General features: G+C 69.7%; 20 protein-coding genes and 1 pseudogene. 13 read left to right on the top strand and 8 right to left on the bottom strand.

Annotation, left to right across the window (positions count from 1 at the left end; translation table 11 throughout):
* Nucleotides 1-5: 5 nt before the first annotated feature.
* The 3 genes from ACFULQ_RS23440 to ACFULQ_RS23430 are packed head-to-tail and all read right to left on the bottom strand — an operon-like array spanning nucleotide 6 to nucleotide 2,481.
* Complete coding sequence (locus ACFULQ_RS23440; protein ID WP_383546866.1) at nucleotides 6-797, bottom strand: ABC transporter permease; 792 nt, start codon at nucleotides 795-797, stop codon at nucleotides 6-8.
* The gene (locus ACFULQ_RS23435; RefSeq protein ID WP_383546865.1) at nucleotides 794-1,774 is read right to left on the bottom strand and encodes an ATP-binding cassette domain-containing protein; all 981 of its coding nucleotides are present in this window, start codon (nucleotides 1,772-1,774) and stop codon (nucleotides 794-796) included. Before ACFULQ_RS23435 ends, ACFULQ_RS23440 begins: the two co-directional genes overlap by 4 nt.
* 35 nt (nucleotides 1,775-1,809) lie before the next feature.
* Nucleotides 1,810-2,481, bottom strand: coding sequence for a DUF4097 family beta strand repeat-containing protein (locus tag ACFULQ_RS23430; protein ID WP_383546863.1), 672 nt, complete (start codon nucleotides 2,479-2,481; stop codon nucleotides 1,810-1,812).
* Between the two features lie 225 nt (nucleotides 2,482-2,706).
* Between ACFULQ_RS23430 and ACFULQ_RS23425 the strand changes: the two genes are divergently transcribed.
* Nucleotides 2,707-3,444 (top strand): helix-turn-helix domain-containing protein, encoded by a 738-nt coding sequence (locus tag ACFULQ_RS23425; protein ID WP_383546861.1) that lies wholly within the window; start codon nucleotides 2,707-2,709, stop codon nucleotides 3,442-3,444.
* A 234-nt stretch (nucleotides 3,445-3,678) separates the two neighbouring features.
* On the opposite strand, the gene ACFULQ_RS23420 is transcribed toward ACFULQ_RS23425, so the two are convergent.
* Both ACFULQ_RS23420 and ACFULQ_RS23415 read right to left on the bottom strand, forming a co-directional pair.
* Nucleotides 3,679-4,266 carry an isochorismatase family protein gene (locus ACFULQ_RS23420; RefSeq protein WP_383546859.1) on the bottom strand — a complete coding sequence of 196 codons (588 nt, stop codon included), beginning with the start codon at nucleotides 4,264-4,266 and terminating at the stop codon, nucleotides 3,679-3,681.
* Between the two features lie 98 nt (nucleotides 4,267-4,364).
* A complete protein-coding gene (locus ACFULQ_RS23415; RefSeq protein WP_383546857.1) occupies nucleotides 4,365-5,711 on the bottom strand; it encodes a nicotinate phosphoribosyltransferase in 1,347 nt (448 codons plus the stop codon).
* A 58-nt stretch (nucleotides 5,712-5,769) separates the two neighbouring features.
* Between ACFULQ_RS23415 and clpS the strand changes: the two genes are divergently transcribed.
* The 7 genes from clpS (at nucleotide 5,770) to ACFULQ_RS23380 (ending at nucleotide 10,643) form a co-directional block, all read left to right on the top strand.
* A complete protein-coding gene (gene clpS, locus ACFULQ_RS23410) occupies nucleotides 5,770-6,087 on the top strand; it encodes an ATP-dependent Clp protease adapter ClpS (protein WP_109498523.1) in 318 nt (105 codons plus the stop codon).
* A 164-nt stretch (nucleotides 6,088-6,251) separates the two neighbouring features.
* On the top strand, nucleotides 6,252-6,854 hold the full coding sequence (locus ACFULQ_RS23405) for a DUF2017 domain-containing protein (protein ID WP_383546855.1): 603 nt from the start codon (nucleotides 6,252-6,254) through the stop codon (nucleotides 6,852-6,854).
* A 350-nt stretch (nucleotides 6,855-7,204) separates the two neighbouring features.
* Nucleotides 7,205-8,650, top strand: a complete 1,446-nt coding sequence (locus ACFULQ_RS23400; RefSeq protein ID WP_383546854.1) for an amino acid permease — start codon at nucleotides 7,205-7,207, stop codon at nucleotides 8,648-8,650.
* A gap of 71 nt (nucleotides 8,651-8,721) precedes the next feature.
* The gene (locus ACFULQ_RS23395; protein WP_383546852.1) at nucleotides 8,722-9,144 is read left to right on the top strand and encodes a Mov34/MPN/PAD-1 family protein; all 423 of its coding nucleotides are present in this window, start codon (nucleotides 8,722-8,724) and stop codon (nucleotides 9,142-9,144) included.
* Between the two features lie 79 nt (nucleotides 9,145-9,223).
* A complete protein-coding gene (locus ACFULQ_RS23390) occupies nucleotides 9,224-9,319 on the top strand; it encodes a putative leader peptide (RefSeq protein WP_020138976.1) in 96 nt (31 codons plus the stop codon).
* 88 nt (nucleotides 9,320-9,407) lie between these two features.
* Nucleotides 9,408-9,686, top strand: coding sequence for a MoaD/ThiS family protein (locus tag ACFULQ_RS23385; RefSeq protein ID WP_383546850.1), 279 nt, complete (start codon nucleotides 9,408-9,410; stop codon nucleotides 9,684-9,686).
* A 6-nt stretch (nucleotides 9,687-9,692) separates the two neighbouring features.
* Nucleotides 9,693-10,643: a PLP-dependent cysteine synthase family protein gene (locus ACFULQ_RS23380; protein WP_383546848.1), complete on the top strand. Its 951-nt coding sequence runs from the start codon at nucleotides 9,693-9,695 to the stop codon at nucleotides 10,641-10,643.
* A 108-nt stretch (nucleotides 10,644-10,751) separates the two neighbouring features.
* Here ACFULQ_RS23380 and ACFULQ_RS23375 read toward each other — a convergent pair whose 3' ends face one another.
* Nucleotides 10,752-11,204, bottom strand: coding sequence for a type II toxin-antitoxin system PemK/MazF family toxin (locus ACFULQ_RS23375; RefSeq protein WP_383546847.1), 453 nt, complete (start codon nucleotides 11,202-11,204; stop codon nucleotides 10,752-10,754).
* Between the two features lie 234 nt (nucleotides 11,205-11,438).
* On the opposite strand from ACFULQ_RS23375, the gene ACFULQ_RS23370 reads away from it, so the two are divergent.
* A complete protein-coding gene (locus tag ACFULQ_RS23370; RefSeq protein ID WP_383546845.1) occupies nucleotides 11,439-12,191 on the top strand; it encodes an MBL fold metallo-hydrolase in 753 nt (250 codons plus the stop codon).
* Between the two features lie 71 nt (nucleotides 12,192-12,262).
* Here the strand turns inward: ACFULQ_RS23370 and ACFULQ_RS23365 are convergent, their stop codons facing one another.
* Nucleotides 12,263-13,570 (bottom strand): PTS transporter subunit EIIC, encoded by a 1,308-nt coding sequence (locus tag ACFULQ_RS23365; protein WP_383546843.1) that lies wholly within the window; start codon nucleotides 13,568-13,570, stop codon nucleotides 12,263-12,265.
* 100 nt (nucleotides 13,571-13,670) lie between these two features.
* A pseudogene (locus ACFULQ_RS23360) lies at nucleotides 13,671-14,976 on the bottom strand (PTS transporter subunit EIIC).
* Here ACFULQ_RS23360 and ACFULQ_RS23355 point away from each other — a divergent pair.
* The 4 genes from ACFULQ_RS23355 (at nucleotide 14,975) to rdgB (ending at nucleotide 17,311) form a co-directional block, all read left to right on the top strand.
* Nucleotides 14,975-15,337 (top strand): glucose PTS transporter subunit EIIB, encoded by a 363-nt coding sequence (locus ACFULQ_RS23355; protein ID WP_383546841.1) that lies wholly within the window; start codon nucleotides 14,975-14,977, stop codon nucleotides 15,335-15,337. The pseudogene ACFULQ_RS23360 and the gene ACFULQ_RS23355 sit on opposite strands and share 2 nt — an antisense overlap.
* A 61-nt stretch (nucleotides 15,338-15,398) precedes the next feature.
* A complete protein-coding gene (gene rph, locus ACFULQ_RS23350) occupies nucleotides 15,399-16,136 on the top strand; it encodes a ribonuclease PH (RefSeq protein WP_383546839.1) in 738 nt (245 codons plus the stop codon).
* Nucleotides 16,137-16,281: 145 nt separating this feature from the next.
* Entirely contained in the window at nucleotides 16,282-16,686 is a 405-nt protein-coding gene (locus ACFULQ_RS23345; protein ID WP_383546837.1) for a hypothetical protein, read from the top strand.
* Between the two features lie 22 nt (nucleotides 16,687-16,708).
* The gene (rdgB, locus tag ACFULQ_RS23340) at nucleotides 16,709-17,311 is read left to right on the top strand and encodes an RdgB/HAM1 family non-canonical purine NTP pyrophosphatase (protein WP_383546836.1); all 603 of its coding nucleotides are present in this window, start codon (nucleotides 16,709-16,711) and stop codon (nucleotides 17,309-17,311) included.
* Nucleotides 17,312-17,445: the final 134 nt, after the last annotated feature.

Genomic DNA, 17,445 nt, shown 5'->3' with positions numbered 1-17,445 from the left:
GGGAGTTACCGCGGGTCCTGGTCGAACTTGGAGGTGGACCAGCGGTAGCCGAGCACCGCCAGCCCGAGGCACCAGGCGAGGGCGATCCAGCCGTTGTCGCCGATCTCGGTGCCGAGGAGGAGTCCGCGCAGGGTCTCGATGGCCGGGGTGAAGGGCTGGTACTCGGCGATCGGCTGGAACCAGCCGGGCATCGCGTCGACCGGGACGAACGCGCTGGAGATCAGCGGCAGGAAGATCAGCGGCATCGCGTTGTTGCTCGCGGCCTCGGCGTTCGGGCTGACCAGCCCCATGCCGACGGCGAGCCAGGTGAGCGCGGTGGCGAAGAGCACGAGCAGCCCGAAGGCCGCGAGCCACTCCAGGGCACTGGCGTCGGTCGAGCGGAAGCCGATGGCGACCCCGACGGCCCCGACCAGGACCACGCTGATCACCGACTGGAGCACACTGCCGACGACGTGCCCGACGAGCACCGAACCGCGGTGGATCGCCATCGTGCGGAAGCGGGCGATGATGCCCTCGGTCATGTCGTTGGAGACGGAGACCGCGGTCCCGATGGTGGTGGAGCCGATGGTCATCAGCAGCAGGCCCGGGACCAGGTACGCCACGTACTCCGAGCGGTCCGCGCCACCGCCGCCGATGCCCGCGCTCATGGTGTCGCCGAAGACGTACACGAAGAGCAGCAACAGCATGATCGGCGTGAGCAGCAGGTTCAGGGTGAGGGAGGGGTAGCGCCGGGCGTGCAGGAGGTTGCGCCGCAGCATGGTGGAGGAGTCGCGGACGGCGAGGGAGAGGGTGCTCATCGGACGGTCTCCTTGGGCTGGTGCGGCTGGTGCGGCTGGTGCGGCTGGTCGCTGCTGTCGGTGAGGGCGAAGAACACGTCGTCGAGGTCGGGGGTGTGCACGGTCAGCTCGTCGGCGTCGACCCCGGCCGCGTCGAGCAGGTCGAGAAGGGCGCGCAGCTCGCGCTGGCTGCCCCCGTTGGGGATCTGGAGCGTGAGGCTCTCGTCGTCCGGGGTCGCCTCGGGCAGGGCGGAGCCGGCCGTCCGGTAGGCCTCCGGGTCGGTGAAGCGCAGCCGTACGTGGCCGCCGGGCACGAGCCGCTTGAGCTCCTCCGCGGTGCCCTCGGCGGCGATCCTGCCGTCATGCAGCACCGCGATCCGGTCGGCGAGCTGGTCGGCCTCGTCCAGGTACTGCGTGGTGAGGAAGACGGTGACCCCGCCGGTGACCAGCTCGCGGATGATCTGCCACATGGAGTGCCGGGACCGCGGGTCGAGGCCGGTGGTGGGTTCGTCGAGGAAGATGATCCGCGGCGCGCCGACCAGGGTCATGGCGATGTCGAGGCGGCGCTTCATGCCGCCGGAGTAGGTGGAGGCGGGTTTCTTCGCCGCGTCCGTGAGGTCGAAGCGCTCCAGCAGTTCGGCGGCCACCCGCCGTCCCTCGCTCCTGGAGAGGTGGTGCAGGTCGGCCATCAGGAGCATGTTCTCCTCGCCGGTGATCAGACCGTCCACGGCGGAGAACTGCCCGGTGACCCCGATCGCGGCCCGCACGGCCTGCGGGTCCCTGGCCAGGTCGTGGCCGCCGATGTGGACGGACCCGGTGCCCGGGTCGGCGGAGATCAGGGTGGAGAGGATCTTGACGGCGGTGGTCTTGCCGGCGCCGTTCGGGCCGAGCAGGGAGAAGACCGTGCACTGCGGGACGGCCAGGTCGACACCGTCGAGGACGGTCTTGTCGCCGTAGGACTTGCGCAGCCCGTTCGCCGCGATGGCCAGGTCGGTCATGAGGAGTGCTCCTTTTTCGGTGGCGGCGAGGGTGTTCAGAGGCCGCGGGCGGTGATGTCGCCGTGGCTGGTGGTCGCGCGGATGCGCAGGTCGGCCGCGGCGCCGTCGGCGTTCCTGAGCGTGTTCTCGATCCGGCCGTAGCCGGTGCCGGCGTCCAGGGAGGCGGACGCGCCCGGGGCCGCGTCGACCGAGATGTCACCCCGCTGGGTGGTCAGCACGGCCGTGCCGCGCACTGCCTCGGCGATCCGGATGTCGCCTCGCTGGGTGCTGATCTCCGCGGGGCCGCCCAGCCGGCCGACCGAGATGTCGCCGTCGGAGGCGGTGAGGCGGACGCTCGCGGCCTCGTCGATCTTGACCGGGCCGTAGGCGCCCTCGACGGTCACGTCACCGAGGCGTCCCACGGCCCGGAACTCGGCGGCGGCCGCCCTGGCCTCGACGCGGGAGCCGGCCGGCAGCTGGACCGTCACCTCGACGGAGCCGGAGGGGCCGACGTACTGGTTCTTCGCGGCCGGGGCCGCGATCCGCAGGACGCCGTCCTCGTAGGAGACCTCGATCCGTTCCGCCGCCTTCACGTCGCGGCTCTTGCCGGCGTCGGCGGGCAGCACCTCGACCGTGCTGTCGGCGCGGTCGGCGGCGATGACCTGGATCCGGCCGGCGGGGATGTCGAGGACGGTGCTGACGGGGGTGGTGGTGGCGAACTTCTGCATCGTGGGCTCCTGCGCTCGTCGCTGTTTCCGATGACGGAAAAGCTACGTTGCGTTCATGATTCTGGCAACGACTAAGTTGCAAGTAATCACCGTAGATGCAGCTCAGAGCCTAGATTTCATTGCAACGGGCCGGAAAGTAATGCAACGAGAGAGCGGTCGGTCGTTGCAATAGAATGCGAATGAAAGCTATGCTGACGGCACCACGGACCACGAAGGAGAACCGCGATGCCGGGAGGCCGACTCACCCAGCAGGAACGTCAGCAGATCGCGCTGGGACTGGCCGACGGCCTCGCCTACGCGGAGATCGCCAGACGCCTGGACCGGCCGACCTCGACCGTGACCCGCGAGGTCATGCGCAACGGCGGCCCCACCGCCTACCGCGCCGACCTCGCCCACCGTGCCACCGAGCACCGCGCCCACCGGCGCAGGCAGGCCACGCCCCGGGGAGCGGAGGTGGCCCCGCAGGCTCACGGGCGGGACGCGGAGGCGGTGCGGGCCTACGAGGAGACGCTGACCACCGTCTTCATGCAGTCCGGGATGCCCAAGATGATGGCCCGGGTGATGTCCTGCCTGACCATCAGCGACCCGGGCAGCCTCACCGCGGCCGATCTGGTGCGGCGCCTCACGGTCAGTCCCGCGTCCGTCTCCAAGGCGGTCGCGTTCCTGGAGAGCCAGGGGATGGTCCGGCGTGAGCGCGACGAACGCCGGCGTGAGCGCTATGTCGTGGACGACGACATCATGTACGAGGCGATGATGGCCAGCGCCCGGTCCACCGCCGAGGTCGCCGAGACCGCCCGCCAGGGCGTCGGGGTCCTCGGCTCGGGCACCCCGGCCGCCACCCGCCTGGAGAACATGGCCCGCTTCCTCGACTTCGTCTCCGAGAGCATCGTCCGAGCCGCCGACCAGGCCCGCGCGGTCCTCCACACCAGGCCGGAGACGGGCCGGCGGGACACGGACGGCTAGGGCGGGCCCGCCGTCGCCCGCGGCTCTCCAGGACGTGTTCGGGGAGGGGGGCCGGGTCTGCTCCCACCGCCGCAGGGGCCACGTCCACCGACGACCGGTCCCTGTCGCATGGCCGCGGCAGGCGTTCCACCGGAGCCGGAGCCCGGGCCCGGTACGCGGGCGTCCCGCCCCCGATTCACCAGCTGTGCGGGCCCGGTTCCTCCACTGCCGACCCCCGGCCCCGCCGCCCCCGTGTCACACCACCGGCTTCCCCGTGAGTTCCACGCCCGCCTCGCGCATCTCCTCGATCGCGCGCTCGGTGGTGGTCTCGGCGACGCCTGCGGTCAGGTCGAGCAGGACCTGGGTGCGGAAGCCCTCCCGTGCCGCGTCCAGCGCCGTGGCCCGTACGCAGTGGTCCGTGGCGATCCCGACCACGTCCACCTCGGAGACCTCCCGCGCCCGCAGCCAGTCGGCCAGCGCCAGGCCGTTCTCGTCGGCGCCCTCGAACCCGCTGTACGCCGCCGCGTACGCCCCCTTGTCGAACACGGCGTCGATCGCGCCCGAGGCCACGGCGGGCGCGAAGTTGGGGTGGAACCCGACCCCCTCCGTGCCGGCGACGCAGTGCGCGGGCCAGGAGTGCACGAAGTCGGGGTTGTCGGCGAAGTGGCCGCCGGGCGCGATGTGGTGGTCCCGGGTGGCCACCACGTGCTGGTAGCCGGAGCCCGCCGCCTGCCCGATCAGCTCGGTGATGGCGGCGGCCACGTCGGCGCCGCCGGCCACCGCGAGGCTGCCTCCTTCGCAGAAGTCGTTCTGCACGTCGACGACGATCAGGGCGCGGCGCATGGTGGGTGTCCTTCGACTGTTGAGTGAACTTACGAGCCTAGAGACTTCGGGCACCCGGCGGGAGGGGGTATGGCCGGGCGCGTTCGGGACGACAGCCGCTAGCTACCCGCGCGCCCGTTGACGTACTCCGTCGGAATGACGGGTTCCCCGCGCGACAACTGGGTCGCCGACAACGGCAGGTTGGCCCGCGCGGTCGCATGCCGGTCCCGTACGACGTCCAGCGGCTCCCGGCCCACCACCTCGCCGCTCCTGACCAGCTCCACCAGCAGCTGCCGGTCCGCGAGCGCCGGCGGCACCGGGCCCGTGCCCACCACCTCGGCCTCCGCGATCCCCTCCGCGTCCAGCCGCCGTGCCGCCCACTTGCGGCCGCCGATGGAGGTCTTGCCGCCGGACGACTTCTTCGCGACCGGGATCAGCGGCGCCTTCGGGTCGTCCGACTCGGCCCGCGCGACCAGCTTGTAGACCATCGACCCGGTCGGATGCCCGGACCCGGTCACCAGCTGGGTGCCGACGCCGTACGCGTCCACCGGGGCCACGGCCAGCGAGGCGATGGCGTACTCGTCGAGGTCGGAGGTGACGATGATCCGGGTGCCCTTCGCCCCCAGCTCGTCCAGCTGCTGCCGTACCCGATGGGCGACCAGGAGCAGGTCGCCGGAGTCGATGCGCACGGCACCCAGCTCGGGGCCGGCCACCTCCACGGCCGTACGGACGGCCTCGGTGACGTCGTAGGTGTCGACGAGCAGGGTGGTGTTGCGGCCCAGCGAGTCCACCTGGGCCTGGAAGGCGTCCCGCTCCTGGTCGTGCAGGAGGGTGAAGGCGTGGGCGGAGGTGCCGACCGTGGGGATGCCGTAGCGGAAGCCGGCGGCGAGGTCGGAGGTGGTGGCGAAGCCGCCGACGTAGGCGGCGCGGGCGGCGGCGACGGCGGACAGCTCGTGGGTGCGGCGCGCGCCCATCTCGATCAGCGGGCGGTCGCCCGCGGCGGAGGACATCCGGGAGGCGGCCGCGGCGATCGCGGAGTCGTGGTTGAGGATCGACAGGATGACGGTCTCCAGGAGCACGCACTCGGCGAAGGAGCCCTCCACCCGCATGATCGGCGAGCCCGGGAAGTACACCTCGCCCTCCGGATAGCCCCAGATGTCACCGCTGAAGCGGTAGGAGCCGAGCCAGTCCAGGGTCTCCTCGTCCACGATGTTCCGCTCCCGCAGGAAGCCGAGGACGTCCGCGTCGAAGCGGAAGTTCTCCACCGCGTCGAGCACCCGGCCGGTGCCCGCGACGACGCCGTAGCGCCGCCCGTCCGGCAGCCGTCGGGTGAAGACCTCGAACACGCTCCGCCGTTCGGCGGTACCCGCCTTCAGGGCGGCCTGCACCATCGTGAGCTCGTACTGGTCCGTGAAGAGCGCCGTCGAGGGAACGTCCACCGGCAGCCCAAGGTCCGCTGTGTTCATAACAACGGATGCTACCCCACTTCGCGTCAGTGTGACGATTTGTGGTGCCCGTGGCAGCATGGGCCGTGTGACGTCACCCGCTCCCGTAGAGATCGAACGCACCGAGTCGGCGGAAGAGGTCTTCGCCGTCCCCGAGCCGGACGTCCCCTGGGTCACGATCGTCCACAACGACCCGGTCAACCTCATGAGCTACGTGACCTATGTCTTCCAGACGTACTTCGGCTACACGAAGGACAAGGCCACCAAGCTGATGCTCGACGTCCACCACAAGGGCCGCGCGGTGGTCTCCAGCGGAACCCGCGAGGAGATGGAACGCGACGTGCAGGCGATGCACGGCTACGGCCTGTGGGCCACCCTCCAGCAGGACCGGAAGTAGCGGATCCGCGCCGTGGGCGTCCTCCGGAACCGCCCCGGCCCCGCGGGGGCCGGCGTGCGCGCCGCCGCCCGCGCCGGCTCGCGACCGCACGCACCGGACTCCGCTCGAACCCGCTCAAGAAGCACCGCTCCGCACGGCCGACCTGATCCCGAGGACACCCCCTGATGCCCGGAACCTTCGAACCGATCCCCGGTGGCGGCGCGGCCGTCGCCCTCGACGACGTCGAGATCTCCATCATCCGGTCGCTGGCAGTCCAGTTGCTGGAGCTCATCGGTCCGGGACCCGCCGAGGACGCCCCCGACGACCCGCTCGCCGAGCTCTTCGCCGAGGGGCCGAGCGAGCCGCCCACCGACCCGGTGCTCAAGCGGCTGTTCCCGGACGCCTACAGCGACCCCGAGGGCACCCCGCAGGCCAAGGAGGCCGAGGAGCAGCGGGCGTACTCCGCGGAGTTCCGGCGCTACACCGAGAACGACCTCAGAGCCGGCAAGCGCGACAGCGCCCTCGCGGTGATCCGCACCCTGGACGCGCTGCACTCCGCCGGCGAGGGCGGAGCCGTCCTCAAGCTGTCGACCGCCGAGTCCAAGCAGTGGCTCGGCGCCCTCAACGACCTGCGCCTCGCGATCGGCTCCCGCCTCGACATCACCGACGAGGAGGACACCGACCTCCTCTACCGGCTCCCGGACGAGGACCCGCGCAAGCCCATGGTGATGGCGTACCTCTGGCTCGGCGGCCTCCAGGAGACCCTCGTGACGACCCTTATGCCGTGAGATGTGACGGTTCTGTGTTCGCTCAGAGGACGCTCAAATCCGGATAACGATCACGTCACCACGCTGACGGCTTTCGTTCCACCCCCGCGCCCTTTGTCCGCTTCTCCCTGTGCCCTGCGCCACATCGCGCCCGGGTGATCTCTGTTGCGGCCGTGATAAATCTTCACGACCGCCCGGCCGAACACCACCCTTATGTTCGGCCGGGTGCGCCACAGCGCCGGTAACCGCCGGTCTGGCTCAGTGGACCCGGGGAAGCCCGAGCCCGCTCACTCCATCAATCCGGGGGGATCGAAACCCGATCCGAGGCCGACGAGAGGCCCGGGTCGGCATGGAGAAAGGCGCACCACACCATGACCTCCGCTCAGGTCGACACAGGCTCGGGCCCCGGGTCCGAGAAGGCACCCGAAGAGGGGTACGAGCGCGGACTCGGCAGCCGCCAGGTCCAGATGATCGCGATCGGCGGCGCCATCGGCGTCGGCCTCTTCCTCAACGCCGGGGCGAACATCGCCAAGGCGGGTCCGAGCCTCATCCTGATGTACGCCCTCGCCGGCGTGATCATCTTCTTCATCATGCGGGCCCTCGGCGAACTGCTGCTCTACCGGCCGGTCTCCGGCTCCTTCGCGGAGTACTCCCGCGAGTTCCTCGGCCCCTTCTTCGGCTACTTCACCGGCTGGACGTACTGGCTGATGTGGGTCGTCACCGGCATGGCCGAGCTGACGGCCGCCGCGATCTACATCCACTACTGGTTCCCCGGCATCCCGCAGTGGGTGACGGCCCTGGTCTTCCTGGTCGTCCTCTTCGTCGCGAACCTGATCTCGGTGAAGCTGTTCGGCGAGATCGAGTTCTGGGCGTCGATGATCAAGGTCACCGCGCTCATCGGCATGATCGTGATCGGCCTCGGCGTCCTCACCTTCGGCTTCAGCAACGCCGGTGACACCGCCGCCGTCTCCAACCTGTGGGAGTTCGACGGCTTCTTCCCCCACGGCATCGGCTCGTCCCTGATGACCCTCCAGGGCGTCATGTTCGCCTACCTCGCCGTCGAGCTGGTCGGCGTCACCGCGGGCGAGTCCGAGAACCCCGAGAAGACGCTCCCCAAGGCGATCAACACCCTCCCGTGGCGGATCGCCCTCTTCTACGTCGGCGCGCTCACCGTCATCCTCTGCGTGGTGAAGTGGACCGAGTTCAGCGAGGGCGTCAGCCCGTTCGTCAAGGCGTTCGCGATGATCGGCATCCCCGCCGGCGCCGGCATCGTCAACTTCGTCGTCCTCACCGCGGCCCTGTCGTCCTGCAACTCCGGCATGTACTCCACGGGCCGCATGCTGCGGAACCTCGCCGACAGCGGAGAGGCCCCCGCCGTCTTCGGCAGGCTCTCCTCCACCAAGACCCCCGCGCTGGGCATCACCGTCTCGGTGCTCTTCATGGGCATCGGCGTGGTCCTGAACTACGTCGTCCCGGAGAAGGCGTTCTCCTACGTCACCTCGGTGGCCGTCGGCGCCGGCATCTGGACCTGGCTCATGATCCTGGTCAGCCACGTCCTGTACCGCCGCGCCGTCGAGGCGGGCCGGCTGCCCGCCTCGTCCTTCCCGGCGCCGGGGGGTGCGGTGGGCTCCTGGGTCGCCATCGTGTTCCTGCTCTTCGTGACGTGTCTGATCGCGAAGGACTCCGAGTCCCGGATCAGCCTGTACGTGCTCGCCGTGTGGGCCGTCGCCCTCGGCATCGGCTGGCTGGTCCTGAAGGCACGGAACCCCGAGATCACGGACCGGCAGAAGCAGGAGTCCGAGAAGGTCGCCGCCTAGGACGTCCGGCATATGGGCTGCCCCGTACCACTCCTCGGTACCGGGCAGCCCTTCTGCTTATCCTGACCACCATGCTGACCATCACCCAGGCCCTCGTGGACCAGATCGTGGCGCACGCGCGCAAGGACCACCCCGACGAGGCGTGCGGAGTCGTCGCGGGCCCGGCCGGGTCGGACCGCCCGGAGCGCTTCATCCCGATGCTCAACGCGGCGATGTCCCCGACCTTCTACGAGTTCGACTCCGGCGACCTCCTCAAGCTCTACCGCGAGATGGACGACCGCGACGAGGAGCCGGTGGTCGTCTACCACTCCCACACCGCGACCGAGGCCTACCCGTCCCGGACCGACATCTCCTACGCCAACGAGCCCGGCGCCCACTACGTCCTGGTCTCCACCGCGGACACCGATGGCCTCGGCGACTTCCAGTTCCGCTCGTTCCGGATCCTGGAAGGCGAGGTCACGGAGGAGGAGGTCACGGTCGTGACGGCCTACTGATCTCGCAGTTCGGTCAGAATTCATCCAGCATGCGAGATCACACTCCGGGACCCGGACCGGGAATCGATACGATGAGCCCATGGTTCTGAACGACGTGAGCGAGAAGGCGCCGAGCATCCTGCTCGTGGCGCGGCTGCACGTCGACCTGTGCAGGCTGAACAGCGCCATCTGTTGACGTTCCCTGCCGCCGTACGGCCGTGAGCCGCGGCGCGCGTCGCCGTGCGCCCACCGACCAGAACACTTCCCGACAGGAGCCCGCCACCATGGCCATCGAGGTCCGCATCCCGACCATCCTCCGCACCTACACCGACGGCCAGAAGGCGGTGGAGGGCAACGGGACCACCCTCGCCGAGCTCTTCGCCGACCTCGAGACCCGGCACGCGGGCGTCCAGGCCCGCATCGTGGACGGCGGTGAGCTGCGCCGCTTCGTCAACGTCTACCTGAACGACGAGGACGTCCGCTTCCTCGACGGCATCAACACCAAGCTCAGCGACGGCGACAACGTCACGATCCTGCCGGCCGTGGCCGGCGGCATGGCCTGATCGTCGATGCGTTACGACTCCCCGCTGGCCGCGGTGGGCAACACCCCTCTGGTGCGCCTGCCGCGGCTCTCGCCGTCCGCCGACGTCCGCATCTGGGCCAAGCTGGAGGACCGCAACCCCACCGGCTCGGTCAAGGACCGTCCCGCCCTGCACATGATCGAGCAGGCGGAGAAGGACGGCCGGCTGACCCCGGGCTGCACCATCCTGGAGCCCACCTCCGGCAACACCGGCATCTCGCTGGCGATGGCGGCGAAGCTCAAGGGCTACCGGATCGTCTGCGTGATGCCCGAGAACACCTCGCAGGAGCGCCGGGACCTGCTCGCCATGTGGGGCGCCGAGATCATCTCCTCGCCCGCCGCGGGCGGCTCCAACACCGCCGTACGGGTCGCCAAGGAGCTGTCCGCCGAGCACCCCGACTGGGTGATGCTCTACCAGTACGGCAACTCGGACAACGCGGGCGCCCACTACGCGACCACCGGCCCGGAGATCCTCGCCGACCTCCCCTCGGTCACCCACTTCGTCGCGGGCCTCGGCACCACCGGCACCCTGATGGGCGTCGGCCGCTACCTGCGCGAGAACAAGCCGGACGTGAAGATCGTCGCCGCCGAGCCGCGCTACGACGACCTGGTCTACGGGCTCAGGAACCTGGACGAGGGCTTCGTACCGGAGCTGTACGACGCCTCGGTGCTGACCACCCGCTTCTCCGTCGGCTCCGCGGACGCCGTCACCCGCACCCGCGAACTCCTCCAGCAGGAGGGCATCTTCGCGGGCGTCTCCACGGGCGCGGCGCTGCACGCGGCGATCGGCGTCGGCACCAAGGCGGTCAAGGCGGGGGAGCCCGCCGACATCGTCTTCGTCGTGGCCGACGGCGGCTGGAAGTACCTGTCGACCGGCGTGTACACGGCGGCCACGACGGAGGAAGCCATCGAAACGTTGCATGGTCAACTCTGGGCGTGATCAGCCACCCCAGGGGCGCGGGGCTGTGTTGAATACGCGGCTCCGCCGCGTGGGCGCGACCAGCCCCCACCGGCCCGTGGACAGATAACCGGCCCCACCAGCGGAGCGCTACGTCGCCAGGTGACGGACCTGGTCCCACAGGACCGGGTCCACCACACCGGCCTTCCGGCGGAAGTCACCCACCCGCACCTCGCGCAGCTCGTCCGTCTCCAGGAAGCTCGCGCGCCCCCGCGCGTCGCCCACCGAGCCCGGCGGCAGCGGGATCACCCCGGGCCGTTCGTCGTGGTACTTGCTGGTGATCTTCGCGACGGTGGCCCGTCGGCCGTGCACCGCCAGCACGAGACACGGCCGGTCCTTGGCTCCCGGCCCGTCCTCGTACGGCACCTCCGCCCACCAGATCTCGGCGGGCCGCGGCCGCACCCCCGTCGTACGCCCGGCCGGCCGAGTCGTACGGTCCGCGCGACCCCGGGGCCGGTGCCCCCGTCCCCACCCGTCCACGAGCGTGGCGACCAGCGCGAGAAGTACCACCGCCGCGAGCGCGAGCCACCAGGACGTGTCCATGAGGACGACGGTACCGGCGCGCGATCTGCCCCGCGCGCCCTCTGTTCAAGCCGTTAGCACGGTCACACTCCCCATGCGCCCCCGGTCCAGCCGAACCGGTGACAGCACAGGTGAGTTCGCCCACAACAGCCCTTGGCGGAGGAGCGACCGGAGGTTTTGCGCCTTACGCTCGACAAACCGCACGACCCCCGTCCCCATCCCAGAAAAGTTCCCGCCCGCGGAGGTTTCTGCTTTATGAAGCTCACCGTCGTCGGCTGCTCGGGGTCGTTCCCGTCCGCGGAATCGGCCTGCTCGAGCTACCTCGTCGAGGCCGACGGCTTCCGGCTGCTTCTCGACATGGGCAACGGTGCCCTTGGCGAGCTGCAGCGCCACTGCGGTCTCTACGACCTCGACGCGATCTTCCTCAGCCATCTGCACGCCGACCACTGCATCGACATGTGCGCGTACTTCGTCGCGCGCTACTACCGCCACGACGGCGGCCGCTGCGACCCCATCCCGGTCTACGGCCCCGAAGGCACCGAACACCGTCTGACCACGGCCTACGCCGACACCCCCACCGCCTCCTCCATGAGCGAGGTCTTCGACTTCCACACGGTCAAGCCGTCCACCTTCGAGGTCGGTCCCTTCACGGTCCACACCGAGCGCGTGGCGCACCCGGTGGAGGCGTACGGCATCCGCGTCGAGCACGGCGGGAAGTCCCTGACGTACTCCGGCGACACGGGGGTGAGCCCCGCGCTGACCGAACTCGCCCGCGACACCGACCTGTTCCTGTGCGAGGCGGCCTTCACGCACGGCAAGGAGAACATCCCCGACCTGCACCTCAACGGCCGCGAGGCGGGTGAGACCGCGACCCGGGCCGGCGCCCGCAGCCTGGTCCTCACCCACATCCCCCCGTGGACCGACCCCCAGGTCAACCTCGCCGACGCGCGCGCGGTGTACGACGGCCCGGTGTCCCTGGCGGCGCCGAGACAGTCGTACGACATCTAGCCCTACGACATGCCGAAGGCCCCCGGAGAGGTTCAGGACTCCGGGGGCCTTGGCATGCGGCACGGCTGCTCCTACGCCTTGGTGAGGTCCTCGACCTCCTCCTCGGGCTCGCGGCCGGGGGTGGGGAGGTTGAACTTGGTGATGGCGAAGCGGAAGACGACGTAGTAGATCGCGCCGAAGGCCAGGCCGACCGGGATCAGCAGCCAGGGCTTGGTGGAGATGCCCCAGTTGATGAAGACGTCGATGAAGCCGGCCGAGAAGCTGAAGCCCATGTGCATGCCCAGCGCCCAGGTGACGGCCATCGAGACCGCGGTGAGCACCGCGTGGATCGCGTAGAGGACCGGCGCGATGAACATGAAGGTGAACTCGATCGGCTCGGTGACACCCGTGAAGAACGAGGTCAGCGCCATCGACATCATCATGCCCAGCACGGCCTTGCGGCGCTCGGGCCGGGCGGAGTGCGCGATCGCCAGGGCGGCGGCCGGCAGACCGAACATCATGATCGGGAAGAAGCCGGTCATGAACATACCGGCGCTCGGGTCACCGGCGAAGAAGCGCGGCAGGTCGCCGTGGAAGGCGGTGCCGGCGGAGTTGGTGAAGTCGCCGATCTGGAACCACGCCACCGAGTTGACGAACTGGTGCATGCCGATCGGGATCAGCGCGCGGTTGATGAGACCGAAGAGGGCGGCGCCGAAGGAACCGAGGCCGGTCATCCACTCGCCGAAGTTGGTGATGACGTTGCCGATGGGCTCCCAGCCCAGGACGACCAGGACGCCGAGGACCGTGCCGAGGGCGGCCGTGATGATCGGGACGAGCCGGCGGCCGTTGAAGAAGCCGAGCCAGTCGACCAGCTTCTTGCGGTGGTAGCGCTGCCAGAGGACGGCCGTCAGCAGGCCGAGGATGATGCCGCCGAGTACGCCCGGGTTCTGGAAGCTGGCGGACTGGGCGGCCTCGGTGCCCTTCTGCCAGAAGCCGCCGCCGAGGCCGGTCGCCGTGTAGGTGGCGCCCTCGTGGCCGTCCTTGATCGGGTACTGGTGGATCACCGCGTAGTAGGTGAGGAAGCCGACCACCGCGGCCAGCGCCGTCGAGCCGTCGGCCTTCTTCGCGAAGCCGATGGCCACGCCTATGCAGAACAGCAGCGGCAGACCGAAGGAGCTGTCCAGCAGAGCGCCGCCGGCACCGGCGAACACCTTCGCCACGTCGGCGGGGATGTGGAACCGCTCCTGCGAGTCCGCCTGCCCGAGCCGGAGCAGCAGCCCCGCGGCCGGCAGCACGGCGATCGGTAGCTGAAGGCTTCGGCCAACCTTCTGCAGGCCCTGGAACAGGCCTGATCCCCACTTCTTCGCGGGTGGCGCCGTGGGCGCGGTGGCGGTGCTCATAACGCTTCCTCCATCGGGTGGTCTACACCACTCAGTGGTGTAGACCTGTTGTACACGATGGGGGCGTTATAAGGAACCCGTCAGTTCTGCAACCGGAGGACTACAGCTTGGTGACGTCCTCGACCTCCTCCTCCGGCTCCCGGCCCGGGGTCGTGAGGTCAAATCTGGTGATCGCGAAACGGAAGATCACGTAGTAGACGGCCGCGAAACACAGCCCGATCGGGACGATCGCCCACGGCCTCGTCGCGAGATTCCAGTTGATGATGTAGTCGATCAAGCCGGCCGAGAAGCTGAAGCCGTCGTGCACCCCGAGCCCCCACGTCACCGCCATCGACACACCCGTCAGCACCGCGTGCACCGCGTACAGCAGCGGCGCGACGAACAGGAACGAGTACTCGATCGGCTCGGTGATCCCGGTCACGAACGAGGTGAGCGCGACCGACAGCATCAGACCGCCGACCTCCTTGCGCCGCGCCGGCTTCGCACAGTGCGTGATCGCCAGCGCCGCCGCCGGCAGCGCGAACATCATGATCGGGAAGAACCCGGAGAGGAACTGCCCGGCGTGCGGATCGCCCGCCAGGAACATGTTGATGTCGCCGTGCACCTCGGGTGCCGTCCGGCTTCGTGTACGTCCCGAACTGGAACCAGATGGGCACGTTCAGGAACTGGTGCAGCCCGATCACCAGCAACGCCCGGTTCGCCACACCGAACAGCCCCGAACCCCACGCCCCCGCGCCCTTCAGCCAGTCGCTGAAGCTCTCAAGACCGTCACCGATCGGCGGCCACACCCACAGACACAGCGCCGCGAACACGATCGCCACGAACGCCATGATGATCGGCACCAGCCGGCGGCCGTTGAAGAAGCCCAGCCAGTCCACCAGCTTGGTGCGGTGGTACCGCTGCCAGAAGAACGCCGTCAGCAACCCCATCACGATGCCGCCGAACACCCCCGGATTCTGGTACGTGAACGCCACCACCGTCTGATCGACCGTCGCCTGGCACCCGATGTTCGGCAGCGCCTTCGCCCCGCTCGGACAGTCCTCCGGGAACTGCCGGAGCACCGTGTAATACACGAGGAACCCGGCCACCGCCGCCAGCGCCGTCGACCCGTCCGCCTTCCTCGCCATCCCGATGGCCACACCCACGCAGAACAGCAGCGGCAGCCCCAACTGACCGTCGAGCAGCGCCCCGCCCGCCCCCGCCATCACCTTGGAGACGTCCGTCCAGCCCAGCCCCTCGTCCCCGAACACGTCCGGCTGCCCCAGCCGGTTGAGGATGCCCGCGGCCGGCAGCACCGCGATGGGCAACTGAAGGGAGCGGCCCATCTTCTGCAGCCCCTGGAACGCCGACTGCCAGCGGCGACGCGCGGGAGAGATCTCGGTCTCGGCACTCTGGGGCTGGCTCATGAGTTGGCTACCGCCTGTCAGGTGGTGTAGACCAGTCACGGACGATTGGGCTGTTGTGACGTCATCCTTGAGGACGAACAGTGCAATCGCTCGTGAAGTTGGGCCAACTGCGCATGAGGAGAACGGCATGGCGACCAAGGCGGAGAAGATCGTCGCGGGACTCGGCGGCATCGACAACATCGACGAGATCGAGGGCTGCATCACGCGCCTGCGCACCGAGGTCCACGACGCGGCCCTCGTCGACGAGGCGGCCCTCAAGGCCGCCGGCGCCCACGGAGTGGTCAAGATGGGCACCGCGATCCAGGTCGTCATCGGCACCGACGCCGACCCGATCGCCGCGGAGATCGAGGACATGATGTGACAAGCCGCGGGGTGAGCTGAGCACGCCGAACGTTCACCCGGGAGGCCGATAGGCTCGGCTCATGTCTCGAATCGACGGCCGCACCCCCGAACAACTCCGCCCGGTCACCATCGAACGCGGCTGGAGCAAGCACGCCGAGGGCTCCGTCCTCGTCTCCTTCGGCGACACCAAGGTCCTTTGCACCGCCTCCGTCACCGAAGGCGTCCCCCGCTGGCGCAAAGGCAGCGGCGAGGGCTGGGTGACCGCCGAGTACTCCATGCTGCCCCGCGCCACCAACACCCGCGGCGACCGCGAGTCCGTCCGCGGCAGGATCGGCGGCCGCACGCACGAGATCAGCCGCCTCATCGGCCGTTCCCTGCGCGCGGTCATCGACTACAAGGCGCTCGGCGAGAACACCATCGTCCTCGACTGCGACGTCCTCCAGGCCGACGGCGGCACCCGCACGGCCGCCATCACCGGCGCCTACGTGGCCCTCGCCGACGCCGTCGCCTGGGCCCAGGGCAAGAAGCTGATCAAGGCCGGCCGCCGGCCGCTGACCGGAACCGTCAGCGCGGTCTCCGTCGGCATCGTCCGCGGAGTCCCCCTCCTCGACCTCCGCTACGAGGAGGACGTGCGCGCCGACACCGACATGAACGTCGTCTGCACCGGCGACGGCCGCTTCGTCGAGGTCCAGGGCACCGCCGAGGCCGAGCCCTTCGCCCGCGAGGAGCTCAACTCCCTCCTCGACCTCGCCGTGCTGGGCTGCACGGAACTCGCCGCCCTCCAGAGCAAGGCGCTTGACACGGTCCTCGAAAGGTAAAGGGAACGCCAAGAAGGGTGGCCGGCAGGGGCAACCCCACCGGCCGAACCGGCGTCTTCAGCAGTACGGGCGCCCGCTGTGCACAACGGGCGCCCGGCCAAGCAACGGGGGCCTCCTGAGGCCTGCCCAAAGGAGGAACAGATCCATGGCCGCGAGCAGACGCCGCCGAAGTCGCCGTATCACCATCGCCGCCGCGGTGGCCGCCGCAGCACTCACGGTCGGACTGACCACCGGCTGTGACGCCGTCAGCAAGGCACTGGACTGCGTCCAGACCGCCGAGGCCGTCGCCGACAGCGTCACCGACCTCCAACAGGCCGTGGAGAACGCCTCCAACGACCCGACGCAGATCGACGAGGCCCTCGCCTCCATCGACCAGAACCTCGACGAGATCGGCGACAAGACCGACAACGCCGACGTCAACAAGGCGGTCGACGACCTCAACACGGCCGTGAAGAACGTCCGTACGGCGGTCCAGAACGGCGACGAGACCCCGGACCTCAGCCCGATCACCGACGCGGCGGGCGAGTTGACGAAGGTCTGCACCCCCTGACGCCCACTGGATACTGGTGGCCATGACCCGCCTGATCCTCGCCACCCGCAACGCCGGGAAAATCACCGAGCTCCACGCGATCCTCGCCGACGCAGGCCTGCCCTTCGACCTCGTCGGCGCGGACGCGTACCCCGAGATCCCCGACGTCAAGGAAACCGGCGTCACCTTCGCGGAGAACGCCCTGCTCAAGGCCCACGCGCTGGCCCGGGCCACGGGCCTGCCGGCGGTGGCCGACGACTCGGGCCTCTGCGTGGACGTCCTCAACGGCGCCCCCGGCATCTTCTCGGCCCGCTGGTCGGGCCGGCACGGAGACGACCGCGCCAACCTCGACCTCCTGCTGGCCCAGCTCTCGGACATCGCCGACGAACACCGGGGCGCCCACTTCGCCTGCGCGGCGGCCCTGGCGCTGCCGGACGGCACGGAGCGAGTGGTCGAGGGCCAACTCCGAGGCACCCTGCGCCACACCCCCGCGGGCACGAACGGCTTCGGCTACGACCCGATCCTCCAGCCGGAGGGCGACACGAGAACCTGCGCGGAACTGTCCCCGCAGGAGAAGAACACAATCAGCCACCGGGGCAAGGCATTCCGGGCACTGGTGCCGGTGGTGCGGGAGCTGTTGGGCTGAACCGGGAGAGGGGCCACCCCGCTGGGGGGGCCCCCCACCCATTGTGCGGCCCGGGGGGCACGAACCCCCACCGGGGTGTACCCCCAGGGGCCCAAAACCAACAGTAAATCCCCGTGCAAAAACGCCCCGCCAAA

The sequence above is a fragment of the Streptomyces sp. NPDC057253 genome (assembly GCF_042669125.1).
Classification (GTDB): Bacteria; Actinomycetota; Actinomycetes; order Streptomycetales; family Streptomycetaceae; genus Streptomyces.
Note: the sequence above shows the minus strand (reverse complement) of the source record. Positions and strands in the feature narration are given on the sequence as shown.

Excerpts from the sequence above, each read along its gene's own strand:
- rph (WP_383546839.1), top strand. The coding sequence starts at position 15,399 with ATGTCTCGAATCGACGGCCGCACCCCCGAACAACTCCGCCCGGTCACC.
- ACFULQ_RS23415 (WP_383546857.1), bottom strand. The coding sequence starts at position 5,711 with ATGAACACAGCGGACCTTGGGCTGCCGGTGGACGTTCCCTCGACGGCG.
- ACFULQ_RS23440 (WP_383546866.1), bottom strand. The coding sequence starts at position 797 with ATGAGCACCCTCTCCCTCGCCGTCCGCGACTCCTCCACCATGCTGCGG.
- ACFULQ_RS23420 (WP_383546859.1), bottom strand. The coding sequence starts at position 4,266 with ATGCGCCGCGCCCTGATCGTCGTCGACGTGCAGAACGACTTCTGCGAA.
- ACFULQ_RS23430 (WP_383546863.1), bottom strand. The coding sequence starts at position 2,481 with ATGCAGAAGTTCGCCACCACCACCCCCGTCAGCACCGTCCTCGACATC.
- ACFULQ_RS23370 (WP_383546845.1), top strand. The coding sequence starts at position 11,439 with ATGAAGCTCACCGTCGTCGGCTGCTCGGGGTCGTTCCCGTCCGCGGAA.
- ACFULQ_RS23435 (WP_383546865.1), bottom strand. The coding sequence starts at position 1,774 with ATGACCGACCTGGCCATCGCGGCGAACGGGCTGCGCAAGTCCTACGGC.
- ACFULQ_RS23400 (WP_383546854.1), top strand. The coding sequence starts at position 7,205 with ATGACCTCCGCTCAGGTCGACACAGGCTCGGGCCCCGGGTCCGAGAAG.
- rdgB (WP_383546836.1), top strand. The coding sequence starts at position 16,709 with ATGACCCGCCTGATCCTCGCCACCCGCAACGCCGGGAAAATCACCGAG.
- ACFULQ_RS23380 (WP_383546848.1), top strand. The coding sequence starts at position 9,693 with ATGCGTTACGACTCCCCGCTGGCCGCGGTGGGCAACACCCCTCTGGTG.
- ACFULQ_RS23375 (WP_383546847.1), bottom strand. The coding sequence starts at position 11,204 with ATGGACACGTCCTGGTGGCTCGCGCTCGCGGCGGTGGTACTTCTCGCG.
- ACFULQ_RS23405 (WP_383546855.1), top strand. The coding sequence starts at position 6,252 with ATGCCCGGAACCTTCGAACCGATCCCCGGTGGCGGCGCGGCCGTCGCC.
- clpS (WP_109498523.1), top strand. The coding sequence starts at position 5,770 with ATGGGCCGTGTGACGTCACCCGCTCCCGTAGAGATCGAACGCACCGAG.
- ACFULQ_RS23425 (WP_383546861.1), top strand. The coding sequence starts at position 2,707 with ATGCCGGGAGGCCGACTCACCCAGCAGGAACGTCAGCAGATCGCGCTG.
- ACFULQ_RS23365 (WP_383546843.1), bottom strand. The coding sequence starts at position 13,570 with ATGAGCACCGCCACCGCGCCCACGGCGCCACCCGCGAAGAAGTGGGGA.
- ACFULQ_RS23390 (WP_020138976.1), top strand. The coding sequence starts at position 9,224 with ATGGTTCTGAACGACGTGAGCGAGAAGGCGCCGAGCATCCTGCTCGTG.
- ACFULQ_RS23385 (WP_383546850.1), top strand. The coding sequence starts at position 9,408 with ATGGCCATCGAGGTCCGCATCCCGACCATCCTCCGCACCTACACCGAC.
- ACFULQ_RS23345 (WP_383546837.1), top strand. The coding sequence starts at position 16,282 with ATGGCCGCGAGCAGACGCCGCCGAAGTCGCCGTATCACCATCGCCGCC.
- ACFULQ_RS23355 (WP_383546841.1), top strand. The coding sequence starts at position 14,975 with ATGAGTTGGCTACCGCCTGTCAGGTGGTGTAGACCAGTCACGGACGAT.
- ACFULQ_RS23395 (WP_383546852.1), top strand. The coding sequence starts at position 8,722 with ATGCTGACCATCACCCAGGCCCTCGTGGACCAGATCGTGGCGCACGCG.